The sequence below is a fragment of the Arenibacter sp. S6351L genome, assembly GCF_023016025.1.
GTDB lineage: Bacteria > Bacteroidota > Bacteroidia > Flavobacteriales > Flavobacteriaceae > Arenibacter > Arenibacter algicola_B.
The window spans coordinates 73109-93091 of sequence record NZ_JALKBB010000025.1; the positions used below are offsets into that span (position 1 = coordinate 73109).

18 protein-coding genes are annotated in these 19983 nt (G+C 38.5%); 7 read left to right on the plus strand and 11 right to left on the minus strand.

What is annotated here, in order from left to right:
• Positions 1–21: 21 nt before the first annotated feature.
• A complete protein-coding gene (locus MWU82_RS18150) occupies positions 22–2628 on the minus strand; it encodes a PAS domain S-box protein (protein WP_247097493.1) in 2607 nt (868 codons plus the stop codon).
• 386 nt (positions 2629–3014) lie between these two features.
• Here MWU82_RS18150 and MWU82_RS18155 point away from each other — a divergent pair, with 386 nt between their 5' ends.
• The 3 genes from MWU82_RS18155 (at position 3015) to MWU82_RS18165 (ending at position 5277) form a co-directional block, all read left to right on the plus strand.
• Positions 3015–4403, plus strand: coding sequence for an MATE family efflux transporter (locus tag MWU82_RS18155; protein WP_247097494.1), 1389 nt, complete (start codon positions 3015–3017; stop codon positions 4401–4403).
• Positions 4404–4476: 73 nt separating this feature from the next.
• Positions 4477–4704, plus strand: a complete 228-nt coding sequence (locus MWU82_RS18160; RefSeq protein ID WP_111624748.1) for a hypothetical protein — start codon at positions 4477–4479, stop codon at positions 4702–4704.
• Positions 4705–4707: 3 nt separating this feature from the next.
• Positions 4708–5277 (plus strand): phosphatase PAP2 family protein, encoded by a 570-nt coding sequence (locus MWU82_RS18165; protein WP_215947055.1) that lies wholly within the window; start codon positions 4708–4710, stop codon positions 5275–5277.
• Between the two features lie 45 nt (positions 5278–5322).
• On the opposite strand, the gene MWU82_RS18170 is transcribed toward MWU82_RS18165, so the two are convergent.
• From MWU82_RS18170 to MWU82_RS18200, 7 genes are all read right to left on the minus strand, one after another.
• Positions 5323–6003: a hypothetical protein gene (locus tag MWU82_RS18170; protein WP_247097495.1), complete on the minus strand. Its 681-nt coding sequence runs from the start codon at positions 6001–6003 to the stop codon at positions 5323–5325.
• The gene (locus MWU82_RS18175; protein WP_247097496.1) at positions 6000–7643 is read right to left on the minus strand and encodes a glycosyltransferase family 39 protein; all 1644 of its coding nucleotides are present in this window, start codon (positions 7641–7643) and stop codon (positions 6000–6002) included. The genes MWU82_RS18170 and MWU82_RS18175 overlap by 4 nt, the downstream gene beginning before the upstream one ends.
• Complete coding sequence (locus MWU82_RS18180) at positions 7624–8262, minus strand: lipid-A-disaccharide synthase N-terminal domain-containing protein (protein WP_247097497.1); 639 nt, start codon at positions 8260–8262, stop codon at positions 7624–7626. Before MWU82_RS18180 ends, MWU82_RS18175 begins: the two co-directional genes overlap by 20 nt.
• Positions 8263–8976 carry a glycosyltransferase family 2 protein gene (locus MWU82_RS18185; protein ID WP_215947058.1) on the minus strand — a complete coding sequence of 238 codons (714 nt, stop codon included), beginning with the start codon at positions 8974–8976 and terminating at the stop codon, positions 8263–8265.
• Positions 8977–9170: 194 nt separating this feature from the next.
• A complete protein-coding gene (gene meaB / locus MWU82_RS18190; protein ID WP_247097498.1) occupies positions 9171–10211 on the minus strand; it encodes a methylmalonyl Co-A mutase-associated GTPase MeaB in 1041 nt (346 codons plus the stop codon).
• A gap of 2 nt (positions 10212–10213) precedes the next feature.
• A complete protein-coding gene (locus MWU82_RS18195) occupies positions 10214–10774 on the minus strand; it encodes a DUF2911 domain-containing protein (protein ID WP_215947060.1) in 561 nt (186 codons plus the stop codon).
• 29 nt (positions 10775–10803) lie between these two features.
• On the minus strand, positions 10804–11712 hold the full coding sequence (locus MWU82_RS18200) for an aldose epimerase family protein (RefSeq protein ID WP_247097499.1): 909 nt from the start codon (positions 11710–11712) through the stop codon (positions 10804–10806).
• 142 nt (positions 11713–11854) lie between these two features.
• On the opposite strand from MWU82_RS18200, the gene MWU82_RS18205 reads away from it, so the two are divergent.
• The 4 genes from MWU82_RS18205 to MWU82_RS18220 all read left to right on the plus strand — a co-directional run bounded on the left by MWU82_RS18205 (position 11855) and on the right by MWU82_RS18220 (position 15686).
• Positions 11855–12397: an RNA polymerase sigma factor gene (locus MWU82_RS18205; protein WP_247097500.1), complete on the plus strand. Its 543-nt coding sequence runs from the start codon at positions 11855–11857 to the stop codon at positions 12395–12397.
• A complete protein-coding gene (locus tag MWU82_RS18210; protein ID WP_247097501.1) occupies positions 12381–12977 on the plus strand; it encodes a hypothetical protein in 597 nt (198 codons plus the stop codon). Before MWU82_RS18205 ends, MWU82_RS18210 begins: the two co-directional genes overlap by 17 nt.
• A 38-nt stretch (positions 12978–13015) precedes the next feature.
• Positions 13016–14530 (plus strand): OmpH family outer membrane protein, encoded by a 1515-nt coding sequence (locus MWU82_RS18215; protein WP_247097502.1) that lies wholly within the window; start codon positions 13016–13018, stop codon positions 14528–14530.
• A 184-nt stretch (positions 14531–14714) separates the two neighbouring features.
• Positions 14715–15686 (plus strand): redoxin domain-containing protein, encoded by a 972-nt coding sequence (locus MWU82_RS18220; protein ID WP_247097503.1) that lies wholly within the window; start codon positions 14715–14717, stop codon positions 15684–15686.
• A gap of 87 nt (positions 15687–15773) precedes the next feature.
• On the opposite strand, the gene MWU82_RS18225 is transcribed toward MWU82_RS18220, so the two are convergent.
• The 3 genes from MWU82_RS18225 to msrA form a co-directional block, all read right to left on the minus strand.
• A complete protein-coding gene (locus MWU82_RS18225; RefSeq protein ID WP_247097504.1) occupies positions 15774–17102 on the minus strand; it encodes a Gfo/Idh/MocA family oxidoreductase in 1329 nt (442 codons plus the stop codon).
• A complete protein-coding gene (locus tag MWU82_RS18230) occupies positions 17103–18494 on the minus strand; it encodes a DUF1080 domain-containing protein (RefSeq protein WP_247097505.1) in 1392 nt (463 codons plus the stop codon).
• Positions 18495–18720: 226 nt separating this feature from the next.
• The gene (gene msrA / locus MWU82_RS18235; RefSeq protein WP_247097506.1) at positions 18721–19386 is read right to left on the minus strand and encodes a peptide-methionine (S)-S-oxide reductase MsrA; all 666 of its coding nucleotides are present in this window, start codon (positions 19384–19386) and stop codon (positions 18721–18723) included.
• Between the last annotated feature and the right edge of the window lie 597 nt (positions 19387–19983).

Here is a 19983-nt window from a genome sequence, read left to right on the forward strand (position 1 = left end):
TAAATTGGCCCCCTTAATAAATTAAAAAACCACTGTAAAGGTAGATCCCACGTCAATTTTACTAGTGGCGAAAATGGAACCTCCCATAGCCTCGATCTGTACTTTGGTCATATAAAGTCCAACCCCCTTTGCTTCTGGATGGCTGTGAAATACCTTGTTAAGCCCAAATAATTTATGACCGTGTTTGTCCATATTTATTCCCAATCCATTATCATTTATGCTCAGTATTGTTTTGCCATTTTCAATTTTGGATTCCAAATAAATTTCAGGGATCCTATCCTCCGATTTATATTTAATGGCATTGGAAATTAAATTGAGAAAAATGCTGTCGAGATATATGTCGTTGTAGACCACAGTGGGTACTTTTGAGAAATCACTTTTAATTATAGCGCCAGATTGTTCTATCTGACTAGAGATGATTTCTTGGGTCTTGATTAGTGTTTTTTCAAAGGATAATTCCTTGGTAGCCTTGGTACTGTCGTCTGTGGTCTGGATTACTTCGACCATGGTATTCAAGGTAGAGGAGAGGTGGTCTATTACAATTTCAAATTTCTCAAATAATTCGCTACGCTCCTCCTCGCTTTCAGAATCTTTATAGAAACTGGATAGAGTTTGTAGGTTGGCTACAGGTGATCGTAAATTATGCGAGGTTATATGTGCGAAATCTGCCAATTGGCGGTTTTGGTTTGTAAGTTTTTTAGTGAGGACTTCAAGGTTTTCTTTAGCTTCAATTAACTTTTTTCGGTTATTGACCGTTTCGGAAATGTCTGTGGCCACCCCTAAAAATCCATTTATATCTCCATTCGGCCCCTTAATAGCAGTTGTAATTAATTGTACAGGGAAATGTGTACCATCTTTACGCACGTAGGTCCACTCCATGGATTCAAAACTATCTCGTCTTGCATGTTCCACAAAAACATCGAAACCGCTAATAGTTTTGCCAAATATTTTTGACAACTCCTTGCCATGCTTTTCCACCTCTTCGCGCACATGTATGATTTCTGGGGTCATTTTTCCAATCATCTCTGCAGCTGAATATTGCAATAAATTTTCGGCACCTTTATTAAAATGGGTAATTAATCCATTCATGTCCGTTCCGATAATGGAGATTGGGCCAACATTAAAAATGGCGCTTAGTTCCTCATTGGCCTTATTTAAGGCATTTTCCGTAACCTTAATATCGTTGATGTTGTGGAACACTCCATATAATCTTACACACTGCCCGTCTACCATTTCCGCCTGGCCTATGGCCCTTGCCCAACGGCTATTCCCTTTTGCGGTAATCAGCTCAACTTCTACATCATAGGAGATTCCTTTTTCGATAGCATTGTTTACCGCCAGTTGAATTTTGTCCCTACTTTCCCCTTCTTTAAAAAAATTAATGGCTGTTTCAAGTTCTGGCACATAATCATAGGGCACTTCATGTATTTCACAGGTTACTGTACTCCAATGGATTTTGCCATTAATGGTATCAACTTCCCAAGTACCAATTCTTGCCACTTCGTTGGTTTTGTCCAGGATTTCTTCGATACGGAGTTTTTCCTTTTCCTTTTCCTTTATAGCGGTAATATCCAAAGTGTATATTAACAATCCGCCAATTGTATCAGGAGAAATATACCAGGGCCTAATGTCATAGCTAAGCCATTGGACCCTACCATCTGGCCATTTATAGGCTATTTCATCCTCGTGATGTATAGCCCCTGCAAGACAATCTTGGTGAATTTTTTTCCATTCTTCTTCAATTTCCGGAAAAATCTCGTAGAGGGATTTACCCGTAATTTCTTTGTCGCTTAAATTATAATCGCTCCTCCAACGATCTGATGCAGCAAGGAACCTCATGTCATTGTCGAACATGGCCATGGCATTGGGTGCCTTATCAATAAAAATCTTATTGTGTTCCTCCTTTACCTTTAGATCGGCTTGCAGGTCATTTACCTGATCCATTTTTTCTTGTATCTCCTTATTGGAAGTTTCCAAGGCTATATTGGCAAGCTGTAATGAATTAGACTTTTCTTTAAGCTTTTTTATCAGCGGTAAAAAGACTAGGGCAAATTGACCAATGATTACCATTGCAACTATAAGAGCAACAAGATATGTAATACTGTAAAGATCGGAAAGATTCTTCTCTGCTGTGTTTTGATATTCCAACACAATATTGTTCATACTTGTCAAAACCGGTGATTCTTCCTGTCTTATGGTATTTATACTGGAACCCAGGATGTCAGGACTATTGGGATTATCTAGAATTTTAAGGGCAGCATTTAATAATTTAGTGGTACTAGGTCGCGAGGCATTGAATAAGTCGTCAATTTTATCCGAATTGGGTAGGTCTTTGTTGGCCGCAATAAGGTAATTCTGATTTTTTTGCCATTCAGAGGTTAAACCCATTAGACTATCGAGATAAACTTTATTGGCTATTACGCCTTGGTCCAAGTTTATGGCAAACACATGTTTCGAAATACGCTGACTTAGCATGCGTTGTCTTCCTGCGATGTTAATTAGGTGTACATCGGAAGTTAGAATATCAATCCGATTTTGGAAAAATAGTACCGCTAAAATTATACTTAGAACAATGGTAGTAATAAAAAAGAGATACCTCTTTTTGGTGGATTTTTCAAGTTTATCCATTTTGGGGATTTTATTTACTTTTATATATGGATGTGCTAAATCTATAGGACGGGTAGTAATTCTCTTTCAAACCTCGTATTAATAGCATAGCAATATAGCTTCTAAGCCCCATATTGGTTGGTATTTTTTCAATATAGGGTATTTTTTTTGCATTCTAAAATACTTTTCTTGCACTTTAGAACTGTCGCAAAATTTATGGAGAGGTAATTTAAAAATATAAAATAGCAGATTCTATGATATTGGTCATTTATTATTTTTTTGGTTAAGTGATTAATTTTACGGAATGCATGGCAGGTTCGTTTTGAGATTAATGGCATTAAATGGAAAATTCCATTGTTCTAAAACCAAAGCTAACCCTTATATTTGCCCCTTCAAATTAAAGCGTCTTGTTGCAGAAATATACAAAGGAGTTTCGTTATAATTTATCCCTTTCATTTCCTGTTATTTTGGGAATGTTGGGGCATTCGTTTGTACAATTTGCCGACAATATTATGGTGGGGCAATTGGGGACGGCGGAATTGGCAGCGGTCTCCTTGGGCAATAGTTTTGTGTTTATAGCCATGTCCTTGGGTATAGGGTTTTCTACCGCCATTACGCCTTTGGTGGCGGAGGCCGATGGGGCGGGCAATGTTGGAGCAGGAAAAAGCGCTCTTAAGCACGGTCTTTTGTTGTGCACACTAATGGGCATTTCACTTTTTGGGATAATACTATTGGCCAAGCCACTCATGTATCTAATGAAGCAACCTCCAGAAGTGGTGGAATTGGCTATGCCCTATCTGGATTTAGTGGCATTTTCTTTAGTTCCGTTAATTATATTCCAAGCTTTTAAGCAGTTCTCTGAGGGATTGTCCCAGACAAAATATCCTATGTATGCCACTGTAATTGCCAATTTTGTAAATATTCTATTGAATTATCTGCTAATTTTCGGTTCCTGGGGCTTTCCTAAAATGGGAATCGTGGGGGCGGCCTGGGGTACGTTGATTTCCCGTATCATTATGGTTATTTTTCTTTGGGTACTACTCAAGAATAAAAAGAAATTTCACGATTATGTTACGGGATTCAATTTTGCGATTATAGAGAAAAAGGTCATGAAGAAAATCATTGACCTCGGATTTCCCTCTGCCTTACAGATGTTTTTTGAGGTAGCCATTTTTACAGCGGCAGTATGGTTAAGTGGTGTTTTGGGCAAGAATTCCCAAGCGGCCAACCAGATTGCGTTAAACCTAAGCAGTATGACCTTTATGGTAGGTATGGGGCTGGGAGTCGCTGCAATGATCCGTGTGGGAAATCAAAAAGGATTGATGGATTTTAAAGAATTAAGGCGTATATCCCAATCTATTTTTCTGCTCACTTTGATATTGGAAGTTGTTTTTGCCGCGTCCTTTGTTGCTTTAAATGATTTTCTGCCAACAATTTATCTGGATCTGGGTGATACTACCAATTTGGTAGATAACATGGAAGTGATCAAGATTGCGGCCGAACTAATTTTGGTTGCGGCCGTATTCCAAATTTCGGATGGTTTACAGGTTGTGGTATTGGGGGCGCTAAGGGGACTTCAGGATGTTAGGATACCCACTATGATTACCTTTGTCGCCTATTGGATAATAGGCTTTCCCATTAGTTTTTATCTAGGACTTTATACCTCCTTGGAGAGTACCGGGATATGGATCGGCTTGTTGTCCGGACTAACGGCATCTGCCATAATGTTGTATATTCGATTTAATTATTTGACCAAGAAACTAATTGCCCAAAGGGCCTTGCAAGAGATTGATTGATATTAAAGCAAGTCGTTATCTACTAAGATGTAACAGTTTTGGGGATATCGATAATTAAATAAAAAGTTATTTTATGGAATTCCCAAAATTTTTATTAGGCGACAATACGGATTATCCTACGGCGATTTTTGTGGTACATACCGAATATCCTAGATTTATTATAAATCTGGAGAACGATGAGGTAGAGTGGTTGGAGGATTTTACCCAGGAGGATGAAAAGGAACTGGAGGCTGAAGCTGAGAATTTAATTGAACAAGCTACGGCATTCTATGACCGTGAAATTTCTCGGTACGAAGAATAGCCTATGTTGGACCAGTTGGTACATTACGACAAGGAATTATTTCTGTTCCTTAATAACTTGGGCAGTGACAGGTGGGACGGTTTTTGGCTTTTCATGACCAATAAATGGAGTTCTATTCCCCTTTATGCCCTTTTGGCATTTTTAACCTATAAGGCATTTGGTCTAAAGCGTCTTTTAATGACACTGGTGGCCATTGCATTGCTTATTTTGGTTACGGACCAGTTGGCCAATTTTTTTAAGTATGGCGTGCAGCGGTTGAGGCCCTGCCATGACAACGAGATAAACGGGTTAATGCGTTTGGTGAAAAGTTCCTGTGGTGGAAAATTTGGCTATTTCTCCGCCCATGCTGCCAATTCTTTTGCCGTGGCCGTTTTCTTTACCTCCTTATTACGGACAAAGTATAAATATATCGGACTGTTTCTAATAGGGTGGGCCTCGGTGGTAGCCTATAGCCGGATATATATAGGGGTACATTTTCCGTTGGATGTACTAACGGGAACAATTATCGGAACTTTTTTGGGAGGATTATTTCTGCAGCTTTTTCTAAAGGCAATTGACAAATACGACCACTGACCTAAGATCCCATCTCAGGATTGTTTTTACACTGAAGCCTTAAATTTATTTGGTTAGTTCCTTTTCAAAGATTTCCTTGTTCAGGGGCCCTAAAAAAATCAAGAAAAAGATTGCACCAAAAGCCAATTCGTATACTTCCCATTTTCGGCTGGCCGGATTCAGGGCAACTAAAACGGTAGCCACTAAAAATGCGATAGTATGATGCCATTTTACAATGGGCACCGCAAAATTGTTGGCCAAATCCTTAAACCAATTAAATTTCCTGAAGAGGATAGGGGTAATCAATAGGTAAAGAAACATCACCAGGAACAATAACTGACTGAAGATAATTTTGTTTATTTTCTTTTCACCTACCACCAGATTATGTAAGTTGGTTTCGCCCTGGGCGTTGTTTTCTATAAAAAATTCGCTGGATTCCACTCCGAAGATTCGTTGTCCCCATGAGATTTCCTCACCTGCAGCAAAAAGGAATAAGACCACAAAAATGAAGGTCCCCAGTTTCCACAATATTTTTTTGTTGCTCCATAAAGTTAATAAGTGGTAGAGAGAAAGTGCAAATATGCCAAATAACATTATAGCAGTACCCCATTCCACCGGTCCATCTTCCTGTGCATAGTTAACATCAAAATAAATGTCGTCCTTTAGGCCTAAATAAAGACCAAACAAAACAATAGCCAGTAAAATACTGTATCCTATTTTTTCAATTTTGGAAAAGATATTCATCATCGTTTTTGAACTATATATAAATTACTTATTAAACGGTTCTTATGTCCTTTGGTTCCTGGGTTGGCATTATAGTTTAAATCGTACACGGTATTTAACGTATAGCTATATTCCGGGTCAAAGATACGTTTAAATTCATTTTCATCTGTCGGAATTACCAGCACTCCAAATTTTTCGCCTTCGGGAATTAGGATTTCCTCTTCCCCCTTAAGTACTGGAATTGCTGAGCCATAGTCCCAAATCATTTCCGGAGCAATTTCACCAAAGCAATAAGTTTTTAATCCTTCTTCCTGCATAGCTTTTCTTAATTGAGATATACTTCTATACTCCGTATTTTTTTCCATAGCTCCAGTGAGAGGCATCGCTAATAATTTTATGGCACCTACTAAGGCTATAGAGAGCAAAAAGCAGCTAAAAATCTGTTGCTTTTTAAGTTGTACAAAAAGTAATACACCAATAGCAAAAAGTGTAAGAGATGACAAAACATAGTAAACCCATAGGCCGTTCAAACCATCCTTAAGTAATAAATAGGCAATAAAGGGATAGGCTATACCAATTAGTCCCAATAAGGAAAAATGAAAATATACTGGTATTTTTTCTTTCTGTACAAAGGAGCTTTTAAAATTTCTGATGACATATTCCATATAAAACCCCGTATTTAGGGCGAGGGGAATTAATACGGGAACAAGATATCTGGCTTTTTTTTCGGGGATGATAGAAAGTAGAATTACCGAAAAAATAGTCCATAGAAAGCTAAGTCGGTATGCCTTTTTATCACTTACCTTATTTTTAAGATAGGGATATATTAGACTAATTAAGGCTGGAATGGTCCATATTCCGCTTTGTATGAAAAAGCTCCAATAATAATAGAAGGGGCGCACATTGTAGCTTGACCAATTGGCTGTTTCTTTTTTGGTTATTGCCAAAAAGGCATTGGGATCGGCAAGGCGAACATAAAGGAACCACCATACGCCAATAACCATGGCCAAGAGGATCATAACAACCAAGGGGATATATTTCCTGTAAACTCCGAAGCCCTTATATTTATATACGAAGCCATAGGCCAAGAGAAAAGGCAGGAGGAGTGCATATAGGGAAACAGGTCCCTTGCTCATAAAGGACAGACCTATAAAGAGTCCGGCAAGTAGACTGTTCTTCCATTTATTGTCAGGATGGTCAAAAAAACTATATAGAAAGTAAATGGCTGTCAACATAAATCCGTGGGTGTATATATCCCAAGGAGCTTCAACGGTAATTACGATAATGTAAAATGAACTTAATAAAATAAGGGCATTTATGAGTGCGTGTAATTTATTGTCAAGTATTTTTAAGGAAAACAGATACCCTATATATCCCAAAAATATGGCCATCAACATCGTCGGTAACCTTAGTCCGGCTATGTTTTCCAATCCAAATATCGATCCAAAGAGGGCGGTGATCCAGCTAGGTAATGGGGGTTTCTCATATCTAGGAAGGTCGTTCATTGTGGTCAGCAACCAATTACCGTCCGTAATCATCTCCCGAGCCGTGACGAAATTCCTGGCTTCCATGATTGTAACCGGGATAACGTTTAAATGAAATAGAAAAATGGAGATTCCCGCCAAGAAGATCAGGGCAATAGGATTATTTTTCAACCACGTCATGCTCTTCATTTTTAAGGATAAATAGATTTCTTAAATAAACAATCATGCCCAGTGAATGGCCGGCAAATAGGACCGGGTCTTTCCTAAAAATGGCGTAGGTAAGAATTAAGGAGGCCCCAATTAAACTTAGTAGCCAAAAACCAAAGGGAAGACTGGAGGTTTTCTTTTTCTCGGAATATATCCATTGGTATACAAACCGAAAGGTAAAAATAACCTGTGCTATACTGCCCAATAATAGCAACCAGATAGGAATGTTTTCGTTACTGAAGAATTGCCTTAGGTCATAGGCGTTGTTATTGTATCCATAAACAATAATGATCCCAGGGAAAATCCATAGAAAAACCCTAAAGGCCCGCGGTAATTTAGTCCATTCACCTTGTAACTGGATATTGCGGATATAAATAAAATAGGTAATGGCCTGTCCCAACATTATGGCAAAATCGTCACGTAACCACCCATACACAAATAATAGAAAAGAAGCCAATAAACTTAATTGCCAGAACAGTCTAGGGGTAAGTACTTTTTTGTTCTTTTCCGATATAACCCATTGCACCACCATTCTACTGGAAAACAGAATTTGGGCAATAAAGCCAATTGCATAAACCATCCAATCTGCCATTTACCCTATTTTATCTACTTGGTAGTTAATATATTTTTTTTTCATCCATAAATAGGCAAAACAATCCATAAGCGGCCCCAATAACCTGTTCCAAAGACCAAACTTTGCAGTTCCGGCCATACGTGGAAAGTGGCGAATAGGAATTTGTACAATGGTACCATTTTGTAGTAGGATCATAGCAGGTAAAAATCGATGTAAGCCTTTGAACATCGGTATTCTTTTGGCAAAATCTGTTTTTATCACCTTTAGGGGACAGCCCGTATCGTCCATTCCATCATGTGTAAATGCTCTACGTATACCATTGGCGATGGTAGATGAGGCATTCTTAACAAATGAATCTTTTCTATCTGCCCTTACTCCGGTTACAAGATCATATTGATCAATATGTTCCAAGAGCAGGTTAAAATCTTCGGGCGAGGTCTGTAGGTCGGAATCTATATAACCTACCAAGGGGGTATCCGTATAGTCAAAGCCGGCTTTGATGGCCGCACTCAAGCCTTTGTTTTGGGCAAATTTCACAAAACTAAAAGCTTCGTTTCTTTGGCAAATGGTTTCTATTAATTGCTGGCTATTATCTTTTGAACCGTCATTTACGAATAATACCCTGGCCTTTTTTGTGCAAATGGTCAAGTAGTCCTTAAGCTCCTTTTCAACGCGTTCCAAATTATCTTCTTCATTGTAGACAGGTATAATTATGGTGAATTCGTAATTCATTTTATACAAGGATAAGTGCTTTTGTAGCTAAAATTTAGGGCCAAAGATAATCAACTTTATCAACCTATGTGGCATTGGGTCCTACATCTTATTGTGGAGCTAAAATTGGAATAGGTTTATGATATTTATTACCAAGGCATAACCTTTTCCTTTTGTTGCTATTCTTAATAAACCTTATCTCAAAAAAGCAGCGTTTAGGTTTCTTTGGCCAGACTTAATAGTTTTTCGGCGGCGTTAAACGGGGAAATTTTACCATCTACAACTAATTGTATCATTTGATCCAGATGACTTTTTATGTTTTTGTTTTGATAAAATTGTTGTTTTAGCTGGTCTTCAATAGTCTGTAGTAGCCAATATTTGTTTTGTGTTCTCCTTTTTGCGGTTATTCCGTCCAGGCCTGGTTTATTGTCTATGTAGGTTTTAATGACTTCCCATATTTCCGATATCCCTGTTTTTTGAATAGCGGAACAACTGAGGATTTTAGGAGTCCAACCATTTTCTTTTGGGGAAAAGAGGTGCAGCGCCTTAGTAAATTCAACTTTGGCCAAATTGGCCTGTTCAATATTGTTGCCATCGGCTTTATTGATAACAATGGCATCTGCCATTTCCATGATGCCCCTTTTAATGCCCTGAAGTTCATCTCCGGCACCGGCCAATTTCAATAATAGAAAGAAATCTACCATTCCGTGTACTGCAGTTTCACTTTGACCCACCCCGACTGTTTCCACTAAAATGGTATCGAAGCCGGCAGCTTCGCAAAGGATTATAGTTTCTCGGGTTTTTCTGGCAACTCCTCCCAAAGAATGACCAGTGGGTGAGGGGCGGATATAGGCGTTCTTGTCCTTTACCAATTCTGGCATTCGGGTCTTGTCCCCTAAAATACTTCCCCTGCTAATGGTACTGGAAGGATCCACCGCCAGTACGGCCACTTTTTTTCCCAGGGATGTAAGGAAGGAGCCAAAAGTTTCGATAAAGGTACTTTTACCTACCCCTGGAACTCCGGTTATTCCAATACGTATGCTCTTACCACTATGCGGTAGGCATTGATCTATAATATCATTGGATTTTTGAAAATGTTGACTGTTGGTGCTTTCCACCAAAGTAATAGCCCTAGCCAAGGTGGCTATGTCACCATTTAAAATACCTTGTATCAGTTCCGCTGCGGACGGATTCCTTTTTCTAAAAGCTTTGGTTTTAGAATTAATATTTCCGTCCGTGTTTTTATTGGTGGCCAAATTTACTTTTTAATGGGAAGGCTTACCTTGGTTTTGTCCCAAGCAAGACTAAGGTAAAGCTGTTCGTTTTCCTCAAAGTCTATGGATAGACTTTCAATGGTTTGCGACAATTGCTGTACAGGGACACCTATTTCTACCACATCCGTTTCAGGGTTTCTAGTGGTTTCCTTTCCACCACTTAAAATGGTAACTCCCCATTCGGGAATTTCACTATTGAATATAAAGCTCCAGGTCTCTTTGCCGGGTATGGTCCATAAAGCATAGCTGCCAGCGGGCAAGCTTTTGCCTCCAACACTAATGTTGGTAGCCGTGGTAAAAGTGGTAGGTTCATTGGCCCCTGTTCTCCAAACCACATCATAGGGTACCAATTCACCAAAAATAATACGGTCTTTTTTGAACGGACTACTGTATTTTACACTTAGGTCCAATCCATTTTTATTGTAAGTAGCTGTTTTCTCAGGACTGTTCTTTTTGGTCTGTTCCGTTAAATAGGATTTTCCAAACAAAAAGAAGGCCAGCGCCAACACTACGATAACTACTAATAACCATTTAAGGAATTTCATATTCTTGGATTTAGCTTAGGTTAATTGTTCTAATTTACGAAACTAAACCTAAACTCGGTTTCATTGTGATAGGTTTCTCTTGGTTGCAAAATGCTATTTGGAAAGTGGGGCTGGTTGGGAGCATCCGGGAAATTTTGGGTTTCAAAACAGATGGCGGCAAAAGCGGGTGGCGTATAGACTACCACTCCCGGTTGATTGGTTACTACTTCCATGGATAAACCTGATTTGTCTGAAGTCAGTACGGTACTATTTTTAAGACTGGAGTCCATCACAAACGGGGTGTCCAAACGTACTTGGCCAATCTTTTTTAACTCCAGGAAATTGTATTTCGAATTTTTTACGGAAACCAATTTTCCCGTAGGAAGAAGTTTTGCATCCGTTTCCAAATATTCCGTGCAAGCCAACCTTAGGTTCCAATGGTCTATGGTTTCCGCACCATCCAGATTGAAATAGGAATGGTTGGTCAGGTTTACAGGAGTGGCCTTGTCAGTGGTAGCCTCATGAATTATAAATAGGGATGGGCCTACCAGTTTATAGGTTACCGTGGATTTTAGGTTTCCAGGATAGCCCTCTTCCATATCCTGACTAAGGTAGCTTAGTTTTACAAAGGGATTTTCCCCATCATGTACCTGCTCTATGGTCCAATATCTCTTCCCGAAGCCTTTTTGTCCACCGTGAAGATGTACCCCATCCTTGGAAAAAATAGGATAGTGTACGTTATTGATTTGAAAACCGCTATTGGATATTCTTCCTGCATAACGTCCTATACAGGCTCCAAGAGACTTGTTGTCCGTTAAATATTTTTCAGGTTCCTCCAGACCCACCACCACATTGGTGTCTACCCCTTCCTTATTTTTTAATATCAACTTTTGGATGATGGCCCCATAGTCCAGTACGGTCAGTGTTATGAAATTATTTTTTATTGTAACTTGATTCAATGTAGTGCTTTTTAAGATTTAAGATAAAAATACTCTTTTTTGCAACATTACAAATATTCCATCGTCCTTTAGGTAATTGGGATTTATCGGGGATGATTTAAATGTAACCAAACTCTCCCGTCAACAAAAGAAACTGGCCGAAATGTTTCAGATTGATATTGTAGAACAATGTAAACGTAACGATCGCAAAGCGCAATTGAAACTGTACAATCAGTATTGTCATGGCATGTTCTGTGTTGCCATGCGATTCTTAAAAAATGAAGATGATGCGGAAGATGTAGTTCAGGAATCGTTTATCAAGGCATTTTTAAGAATAAGTCAATACAGGGGAGAGGTAACTTTTGGGGCCTGGTTAAAAAGGATAGTAGTAAACAAGAGTATCGATTTTTTAAAATCGAAACAACTTAAGACGGTGGAACTAAATGAAGGGTATATGAATGTTGCTGAAGATGAAGATTGGACGGTAGATGATACGGTCACTGTAAAGGAAGTAATACAGGCTATAGGGAAATTACCAGAAAAATATAGATATGTGGTGCAGTTGTTTTTGGTGGAAGGGTACGATCACAACGAGATATCCGAAATACTGGACATAAGCCCTACCTCCTGCAGAACAAGGTTGTTAAGGGGTAAGGGACAATTACAGGAAATTTTAAAATCGAATAAGTATGTCGCAAGATCTTAGAGAAATGTTCAAGAATACCGATAGGGAAGTTATGCCAACTATGAAGGATGGACATGAGCAGCGTTTTTTAAAAAGAATGGAAGTGGAACTACCGGTTGCTAAGGGGCCATCCTACCCATGGTTCAGAATTGCTGCTTCGCTTATAATTCTGGCTGGTTTGGGCACCTATTTTTTCATAAATTGGAATAAGCCAGAACCTGTTGAAACAATTATAGCGGAAAAGAACAACCCTGCCCCTGAAGAAAGGGGAATTTCCCTAGGTGACCTTTCCCCGGATTTAAAGAAGGTGGAAGATTATTATATGGTGAGTATAAATATGGAATTGTCCCAGTTGGAAATTTCCGATAGGAACAAAACCCTCATCGATAGCTATATGGAACGCCTAGAGGAATTGAATGAGGAGTATAAAAAGTTGAATGCCGAATTAAACGAAATCGGTCCCAATGACCAGACCATAACCGCCCTGATAAAGAACTTGCAACTGAGGCTACAGCTGCTACATAAACTAAGGGACAAGTTAAAGGAATTGCAGACCCAAAGCACGGAGGCGGATAAAAATACCTTGCTTACGGCTGTATGATAAGTCGAAATATTAAATCAAGAAAATAAATAAGATAGATGAAAACAATATTGAGAAAGATAGGATTCATTACAATGGTAATATTAATTATGGGTACTAGTGTGGTTTGGGGACAAAAAAAGACCAAAACCTTTCATGAGAATTTTAATGTAACCAATGAGGTGGTTTTGGAATTGAACACCAGTTATGCCGATATAGAGTTTGAAACCTGGAACAAGAATCAAGTGGATATCACGGCTGTGGTGGAATTAGAGGATGTTTCCGAGGAGGAGGCGAACAACTATTTTAAAAGGGAGCCTGTAAAAATTATGGGAAATAGCAAAAATATCAGTATCAGTACAGCATTGGGACACCGAGAGTTTGTCACCTACAATACAGAGGATATCGATATCGATTTTTTACATCAATTTAATGGAGTAAGGGGAGCCCATAACATAGCACCACTAGTAGAGCTACCAGAGTTGCCAGAAGTGATGGAATTGCCACCGCTTCCTCCAATGAACATACAACCATTTGATTATGAGGCTTATAAAAAAGATGGGGAAGCTTATTTGAAAGAATGGAAGAAGGAATTTGATAAGGGTTTTGGGAAGGATTATGAAAGTAAAATGGAAGAGTGGAGCAAAAAAATGGATCTGAAGCGGGCGGAAAGTGATAAAAGAAGACTTGAAATGGAAAAGAAAAGGGAAGAGGCCCATCAAGAACGCTTGGAGAAGTTGCAAGAAATACAAAGTCAAAGAATGCAAATCAATGAGAAGGTGCAAGAACAAATGGCCAAATCCATAACTTCGGGCAAACAACAACGGAAAATACAGAAGGATATGAAGACTATTACAATGGAGATAGACTCGGCGGATGGGAAAAGTAGGGAATTTATCTTTTTGGAGGAACGTCACCCTACGGCACCCAATGTTTTTTATTCGATAAAAAAGGGAGTTGATAAGAATTTAAAGGTCAAGAAGACGATAAAGATCAAATTGCCAAAATCTACCAAAATTAAAATGAACGTGAGACATGGAGAAGTTATTTTGGCAGAAAACACAAAGAACCTAAGTGCCACTTTATCCTATTCCACCTTATTGGCGTCGACCATAGATGGCGATAAAACCTATATAGATGCTTCCTATTCACCGGTAAGTGTCCAAAAATGGAATTATGGTCAACTTAAGGCCGATTATTCTGAGAAGGTAAATATCAAGGAAGTTAAAAATTTGACCTTAAATGCCACTTTTTCGGATGTTCTTATTGAAAATCTAATGCAGAAAGCGTTTATTAAAAACACATTTGGTCCTTTGGTTATCAATTCCATTTCCAAGGATTTTACTGATTTGGATATCAATCTACAAAATGCAGAATTTAGGTGCGTATTGCCAAAAACAGCATTTAATATAGCCGTCAATGGTACCAATTCTGAATTGGTCCATCCAAAGGAGCTGCACATGGTAAAAACAAAGAATGGCTATAATACTTTGAACAAGGGATATCATATAAACAAAACTAGTGGTAGATCTATCATTATTAATTCCAAGTTTACGGAAGTGGTTCTGCAGTAAAAACCCAATTAATAATAGCGGGATCAAATCAAAAAGTCGTTCTATGTTTACAAAAGTTTCCTCTGAATATGTTTTAATTGTATGTGTATTAATACTGTTTTTTTCCTGTACAAGAAATTCAACCCAGGTATTGGAGTCTACCAGACATAAAATGGATGAAGCCAATTTCTTAAGTTATGACCAATTGGCTTTTTATCCTAACCCAATAGGAAAAATAGATACATTGAGTTCTAAAGTGGAGATTAGCAAAAGACGACTCCAGGACAAGGGGATTGATTTTGTAATTCGGTCGGGAAACATTACCGAAGTGATGGTAGACGGTAATTATAAGTCGATTTTCCACCAAGATAGTCTAATTAGGTTTTTTCCGAAAGCTAACAAAGCTCAAGAAAAAATATATTTAGAGCAAAATAGAAATATTAAATATTCACCTCTATCACTTCTAAGGAACGAATCATGGAAGTTTAAAATGGACACCGTAATTGATTATAGAGATTATATGGATTATTATATGGTAGAGAATGATACCATAATTGATGGGAATTCTATTTATACAGAGCTTCACTTATTTATTGATCCCAATTTGGATTTACCTCAATTGCTTGAAAGAAGAAATTTTTTTAAAGGGCAATTTGCACAATCCGTTAAATATAAATATTCAAATTTTAAAATTAGTTCAACAAAAAGGCAGATTAAAGAACAGCAACCTGTTGGATTTCGTTCTATTTCTTTCGGAGAAAATAGGAATAAAATTCATTTTATAGCTGGACAGAAAGCTCCTAATTTTGAACTATTGGACATATCTGACCGGAAATTCAGTTTGACAAGTTTTAAAAATAAGAAGATATTGTTGATTTTTTCAATTATTAATTGTGGGTATTGCGAATCAACCATTGAACAACTTAAATTAAGGAATTATGAATTGGCCGATAACATTATGGGGCTATATATCAATACTTTGGATACTAAAAATGAGGTTATGGATTATGTCGAAGAAAAAAATATTCCATTTCCTGTATTTGTGAATGGGAATCAAATTGTTGATTTATTTGGAGTAACTGCTTTTCCAACTTTTTTTCTTATCAATGAAGTGGGTATTATTGAACAAGTAAAATTGGGTTATGACAAGGAATTTATAACAGGTTTATTAAAATAGGATTGCTAAGGACTATCTCATAAAGTGTGTAAATAGAAAATAGCTGGGGCATGCCCCAGCTATTTTTTATTTAAGTCATGTCTGTAATTATAATTTGGGTTCCCAGCCTTCTTGGTATTCCCTTTTCCAGTAGGACATGGCCTCATCGTCATCTTTTACCTTTCCTGTGGTCGGGTTAATATGAATGGTTCTACCTACATCTTGGGCTATATTCCCTAAATGACATAGCATGGTAGAAATACTGGCGTCGTTGATATCCGAATTCAGGGAAGTGTCCTGACGGATGGCACTGAAGAAATTGTGTACGTGATTTACATCCAAACCGCCCATACCCATGGTATTGGTGGTAGCACTTTTAACCCCTTCTTCTACTTTCTTAATTAAACTGCCATCCAGATTATAAAGGTTGTATTCATTTCTGCTCATGGTTATCATTCCCTTGCTTCCATAAATGGTAGCCCCTCTACCAGGTTGCTCTGGTTTTATCAAGCCTCTACTATGTCCGGTCCAGGTAATGAATTTATCATCATCAAATTTATAGGTCACCTGTTGGTTGTCCACGAACTCCCAATCATCCTCAAAGGTGTACTTTCCACCAAAGGAAGTTACGCTATTTGGAAGGTCCACACCCAATGCCCAACGGCAAATATCAATTTCATGGGTACCATTGTTGTGAATTTCCCCTGTACCCCAGGTACGGAACCAATGCCAGTTATAAGGGTGTACATTGTCCCTGTAAGATTCCCTAGGTGCCGGTCCCTGCCATAAATCCCAGTCCAATGTGTTGGGAACTTCTATTTTATTCCCAATACCGATAGAGCCCCTATTACTGGAATAATAGGCCTCGCCTTTGTAGACTTCCCCAATAATTCCTTCACGGATTTCCTTCACGGCCAATGCGGAACTTTGGGAGGAACGCTGCTGGTTTCCCATTTGTACCTTTTTGCCATATTTCTTTTGTGCCGCTACCAATAGCTCATTTTCGTGTGGATTGTGGCTACAAGGCTTTTCTACATAAACATGTTTCCCTGCCTGTAGGGCCATGATGGCCATTGGAGCATGCCAATGTTCTGGTGTAGCTATGAAAACGGCATCTACATTTTTGTCCTCCAAAACCTTTCTAAAGTCCTTTTCTACTTTTGGGATATATCCAATATTCTTTTTGCACCAAACATTGTGTTCCTCCAGTATTTTGTCGTCCACATCACAACTATAAAGTATTTTGGCATTGGGGTCTTTGTTTATGGCAACGAAATGGGCCTTGGCCCTGCTTCTCACCCCAATGACCGCAACATTTATTTTGTCGTTGGCTCCTATAATATTACCGTAACCCATGCTGGGCATTATTAATCCGCCCAAGCTAAGGGCAGCGCTGCCGGCTGCCGTTTTTTTAATAAAATCTCTTCTCGTTTTCATTTATTCGCTTTTATTTATGCTTTTGATTTTGATGTTTTTGTAGGAGACTAAATCCCCGTGATCCTGCAATAGGATATGTCCTTGGTCCCCTTCACCAAAATTTGGCCATTTTGCATATTTGCTTTCGGAAACCAATTTGCGATAGTCATCGCTTTTTCTTTCATATTCCAGAACTTTGGTCCCATTCAACCAATGTTCAACATGGTTGTTGATCGATTTGATATGGGCCGTATTCCAATCCCCAATAGGATTGATCGGCTTGTTAGGGTCTGCCTGAATAAGATCATAAAGGGAAGCTACCGTTCTACTACCATCATGATTCCCCAACTTGGCATCTGGGTGGCGAGCATCATCCAAAATTTGATATTCCAGACCAATGGAAGAACCTGGTCCTTTGTTAAGGTCGGTATTCACATAATACTTTATTCCGCTGTTGGCACCCTCGGTAAGTTTAAAGTCGACCTTTAATTCAAAATCGCTATAGAGGTCGGTAGTTACTATATCTCCACCAGCGGCAGATTCTTCACCACCCGAAGGCAATACGGTAAGCACACCATCCTTTATTTCCCATCCGGTTTCCGGAAAACCGTCCAAACGGGCGCCTCTCCATCCGTTGGTAGTTTCCCCGTCCCACAACAATTTCCAATTGTCTTTTTCTTCACCAACTGTAAGCTTGTTCTTCGTGGTAATAGGGGTTAAGGGCGATTTTCTGGAATAGGTTTCCAAGTTGTCTGTAAGTATTTTAACATTCTTCCAAACAATTTGGGTTCCTTCGGTTTTGTCTTTTCCAATACCATGGACCTGAAGCGCAATAAAGCCACTTGCAGTTTTATCATCGATTAAATAGGAGGCAGGTACGTCGTTGATCCAAGTCTTTATGGTGTCCCCTATAGCTTCAATTCTGTAATGGTTCCAATCATTTTGTTTAAAGGCCTTTTGTGCCTGCGGATTATCTCCCAACGGATTTAACCAACCCCTTCGGGCCTCATCATAAACACCAGCGCTCCAAGCTCTTTCGGAAGGGTCAATTTCTATTTGGTATCCATGTACCCGTCCGTTCCTATAAGATGGAAGGCTATTGCTTCTAATCTGGATGCCGGAATTCATGGATGGATCTACCTTATAATCCAATTCCAAGATAAAATCCCCGTACATTTTGTCGGTGGTCATAAAGGAATTGGGAGTGTTGTGGACAGTGGTTCCAACAATAGTTCCATCAACTACTTCATATTTTGCATTTCCGCCTTTTTGGTTCCAACCGTTCAAGGTTTTGCCATCAAAGAGATTAACCCACGGGGTGTTGTCCTTTTCTGTCCCTGCGCAACCTATTAATAAGGAGGCCAACAGTATGGCTGAGAATAAGGTGGATGGGAGTTTTGATCGTACTTTCATTTTTTTAATCTTATTTTTTTTAATGTGAGCTTGAAAGGTATAAAAAAGTGATTAAATATTGGCTTAATGCACTAAAATTAGCCCGTTTGTGATATTAAAAATCGACCAAAAGAAAAGGCCGACATGCTTGTTGCTGTCGGCCTAATTTATAAAATTCAATTATTCTCCTTGTTCCTGTAGGTCAGAATTTATGAAAATTGACTCATTACTTTAAGATGTATATACATTAATGGGACTGATCCTTTAATAGTTCCGGAAATTTAGCTTGAAAACGTTTTAGTCGCGGTACCGATACATTTAAGATATAGGAGTTGTTGGGATTGTTTTTTTCATAATCTTGGTGATAGTCCTCCGCATCATAAAAGACAGTAAAGGGTTTTACCTCTGTAGTTATGGGAGCGGAATAAACCTTTTCCTTCTCCAATTTGGAAATATAGTCGTTTATGATCTTCTTTTCGGAGTCGTTTTTATAGAAGGCGATGGATCTATATTGGGCACCTTTGTCGGGTCCCTGCCTATTTAAAGTAGTAGGGTCATGGGAGCCAAAAAATACTCTTACCAGGGTTTCAAAAGAAATCACTTTGGGATCGTAATAGACCTCTACCGCTTCTGCATGGGTAGTACGGCCATAGCCCACTTGTTCATAGGTGGGATTTTTTTCCTTCCCGCCAGAATAACCGGAGACAACTTCCTTTACTCCTTTTACACTTTCAAAAATAGCTTCCACGCACCAAAAACAACCGCTGGCAAAATAGGCAGTTTCATATTGTTGCAATTCCTTCGGAGTGACTTCGGCAATTATTTCATGCTTTTGTTCGGATTTGGTTTTGGATTGACAACTAATAGTGGTAAATCCTAGAACCCCTAGTAGTATGATCTGTAATAGTTTCATGTTGTTAATTACTTAATGTTATTATGTTCTATTTTTTTAGTCCAACCAATTTAGGTGGTGCCAGAATTATACAACTACAATAATCCTGCCTTTATAAAGGTAAGACAGTTTTGATAAAAGTACGTTTGTCAAATACTTTCTCTTTTAGTGTTTGTAATTGGAAAATACTTACGGATATCCATATTAAAATTTTTATGATATCATTTTCATTTGTGTAACACCTATTTTAAAGGCCTCAGCCTTATTGAAACGCGATAGTTGAACGAATCCCGACTTTTGGTAGGGTTTCTGGTTGAATACCCTGACTTAGCCTTAAGGGGGTTCTTTAAAGGGGAGCAAGGCTTGCTCTGGGGTTTGGAGCCATTAATTATGCATTTGAAAAAGGGTACAGCCTTATTGGAGCAATATTATTTAATTCATTTTTCACTGGTTATTTACGGATAGTATCATAGGATTATTACTACAAATATTGAATGAATCTTGTTTTTATTTTTAAATACACGTAAGAATTACCGATTAAATACCATTAACATCGATTAGCGTTTCCTGGCCCGGTTTTCACTCACCGAGCATTTTCTACACTTTATCGGGAGATTT

Excerpts from the sequence above, each read along its gene's own strand:
- MWU82_RS18150 (WP_247097493.1), bottom strand. The coding sequence starts at position 2,628 with ATGGATAAACTTGAAAAATCCACCAAAAAGAGGTATCTCTTTTTTATT.
- MWU82_RS18160 (WP_111624748.1), top strand. The coding sequence starts at position 4,477 with ATGGAATTCCCAAAATTTTTATTAGGCGACAATACGGATTATCCTACG.
- MWU82_RS18165 (WP_215947055.1), top strand. The coding sequence starts at position 4,708 with ATGTTGGACCAGTTGGTACATTACGACAAGGAATTATTTCTGTTCCTT.
- MWU82_RS18170 (WP_247097495.1), bottom strand. The coding sequence starts at position 6,003 with ATGATGAATATCTTTTCCAAAATTGAAAAAATAGGATACAGTATTTTA.
- MWU82_RS18175 (WP_247097496.1), bottom strand. The coding sequence starts at position 7,643 with ATGACGTGGTTGAAAAATAATCCTATTGCCCTGATCTTCTTGGCGGGA.
- MWU82_RS18180 (WP_247097497.1), bottom strand. The coding sequence starts at position 8,262 with ATGGCAGATTGGATGGTTTATGCAATTGGCTTTATTGCCCAAATTCTG.
- MWU82_RS18185 (WP_215947058.1), bottom strand. The coding sequence starts at position 8,976 with ATGAATTACGAATTCACCATAATTATACCTGTCTACAATGAAGAAGAT.
- MWU82_RS18195 (WP_215947060.1), bottom strand. The coding sequence starts at position 10,774 with ATGAAATTCCTTAAATGGTTATTAGTAGTTATCGTAGTGTTGGCGCTG.
- MWU82_RS18205 (WP_247097500.1), top strand. The coding sequence starts at position 11,855 with ATGTTTCAGATTGATATTGTAGAACAATGTAAACGTAACGATCGCAAA.
- MWU82_RS18210 (WP_247097501.1), top strand. The coding sequence starts at position 12,381 with ATGTCGCAAGATCTTAGAGAAATGTTCAAGAATACCGATAGGGAAGTT.
- MWU82_RS18215 (WP_247097502.1), top strand. The coding sequence starts at position 13,016 with ATGAAAACAATATTGAGAAAGATAGGATTCATTACAATGGTAATATTA.
- MWU82_RS18225 (WP_247097504.1), bottom strand. The coding sequence starts at position 17,102 with ATGAAAACGAGAAGAGATTTTATTAAAAAAACGGCAGCCGGCAGCGCT.
- MWU82_RS18230 (WP_247097505.1), bottom strand. The coding sequence starts at position 18,494 with ATGAAAGTACGATCAAAACTCCCATCCACCTTATTCTCAGCCATACTG.
- msrA (WP_247097506.1), bottom strand. The coding sequence starts at position 19,386 with ATGAAACTATTACAGATCATACTACTAGGGGTTCTAGGATTTACCACT.